Annotated in this window: 2 protein-coding genes; one reads left to right on the top strand and one right to left on the bottom strand. The window is 33.8% G+C overall.

What is annotated here, in order from left to right:
* Positions 1–332: 332 nt before the first annotated feature.
* Positions 333–1,103, top strand: a complete 771-nt coding sequence (locus AB3X49_RS22345; RefSeq protein WP_002011545.1) for a divergent polysaccharide deacetylase family protein — start codon at positions 333–335, stop codon at positions 1,101–1,103.
* Between the two features lie 67 nt (positions 1,104–1,170).
* Here AB3X49_RS22345 and cbpA read toward each other — a convergent pair whose 3' ends face one another.
* Positions 1,171–1,794 (bottom strand): cyclic di-AMP binding protein CbpA, encoded by a 624-nt coding sequence (cbpA, locus tag AB3X49_RS22340; protein ID WP_002135099.1) that lies wholly within the window; start codon positions 1,792–1,794, stop codon positions 1,171–1,173.
* Positions 1,795–1,841 lie beyond the last annotated feature (47 nt).

Raw genomic sequence — 1,841 nt, 5'->3', positions numbered from 1 at the left:
ATTCTATCTTTGTAAATACATTCGCAATAATAGACATTTTTTTCATCTTCTTTTTTGTAAATACTCAGTAAACAGTGGATTCTCTATTTTCAATGTACTTTTCTTCGACATTTTTTGTTTAATTTATGTAAAAACGCAAAACATAATGATGATTGATAAAGTGAACTTTAATTAGTGGGGGTTTTGTCCATCCCCCACTAATTATTAGCCTTCACCAATCGGGCGTTTACGGGCAGTGGATTTTCCACCTAACTTCTTTACTCCAGCCAAATTTTGAGGTGGGAGTCTTACTGCCCGCAAATAGCGGGATAAAATAGAAAGGAAATATTTATATGCGCAAATATACTATTACAGTTCTCATCTTCACCCTGTTCATACCATTCTTCCTCTTTCCTATTCAAGCTAACGCTCATACGAATAAAGTTGCTATTGTCATCGATGATTTCGGCAATAATATGAAAGGCACAGATAAGATGTTATCACTTCCTATTCCACTCACTGTTGCTGTTATGCCATTTCTTCCTTCTACTAAACAAGATGCAATAGCTGCCCATAAAAAAGGGCATGAAGTTATTATACATATGCCAATGGAACCAATTAGAGGAAAAAAAGAGTGGCTTGGACCAAAAGCGATTACAACAGATTTAAGCGATGAAGAAATAAACAACCGACTCGAACAAGCAATTCAAGAAATACCTCATGCAATAGGAATGAACAATCATATGGGATCAAAAGTAACCGCTGATGAAAGGATTGTACGTCTTATACTTTCTGCCTGTAAAAAGCACGGTTTATTTTATTTAGATAGTAAAACAAACCCTAATAGTGTTGTCCCAAAAATTGGTAAAGAATTAGGCGTTCCTATTATTGAAAACCAATTATTTTTTGATGATGTATATACGGTAAGTCACATTTCAAAACAAGCACAATTACTCATAAAAAAAATCCAAGACAAACCCATTATGGTAGCTATCGGACACGTTGGGGCTCCAGGTGAAATTACATCACGTATTATCGAAACTTCTATTCCTAAAATTCGTGAGCATGCAGACTTTATTTTTTTATCTGATTTAGCATTATCTCCACCTTCTGTTTCAAAATAAAATTCATTTCTCGCACTAAAAAAGATACCTATCTACACATAGCAGATAGGTACCTTTCCTTTTCAACTTAAATATAATCTACATGACTCACCCTAAATCCCTTTTTCTCTATCTTTTCAATTAATTGCTTTAATTTTTTTTCATTTAACTCATCCGATATATTTACGATAACACGGCGAATATATTGATCACCGTTATCAAGCGTAAACAGTCCACCGATATTATATGCTTTTAATAATGTCCCAAGCTCTTTAATTGTTCCCTTACAATCTTGTGTTGCAATTGTTAATATATAACCACCCGTCCGCATACCGAACGAATCCTCAATGACATCAAATACATTAGAATGTGTTAAAATGCCGACAAATTCATTATACTCATTTAAAACCGCTAAAAACGGGAGACGACGAATAACGTAAAAAGCTCTAAAAAAAGAATCCTTTTCAAAAATAAACGAACTTGGATTTTCCAGTACATCTTCTGTACTTACATCCTCTAATCTGCTATTACACTTCTTTTCTAAAAGATCTACTTTATAAATAATCCCCGTGAATTCCTTCTCATTTTCTGCTAATACAGGGATTGCGCGAAATCCCGTTTCATTCATAATTTGTAACGCCTTTTCACCAGAATCATTCGTTTTACAAAATGTCACCTGCTGTTTTGGCAGAAAATGATATTTAACTCGCAAAATATGTTCCTCCTTACATGTCAACATGTAATCTATATATAATAAGG

Origin of the sequence: Bacillus sp. C30, assembly GCF_040838255.1 — a bacterium.
GTDB lineage: Bacteria > Bacillota > Bacilli > Bacillales > Bacillaceae_G > Bacillus_A > Bacillus_A mycoides.
This window is presented reverse-complemented; position numbering and strand designations above follow the sequence as displayed.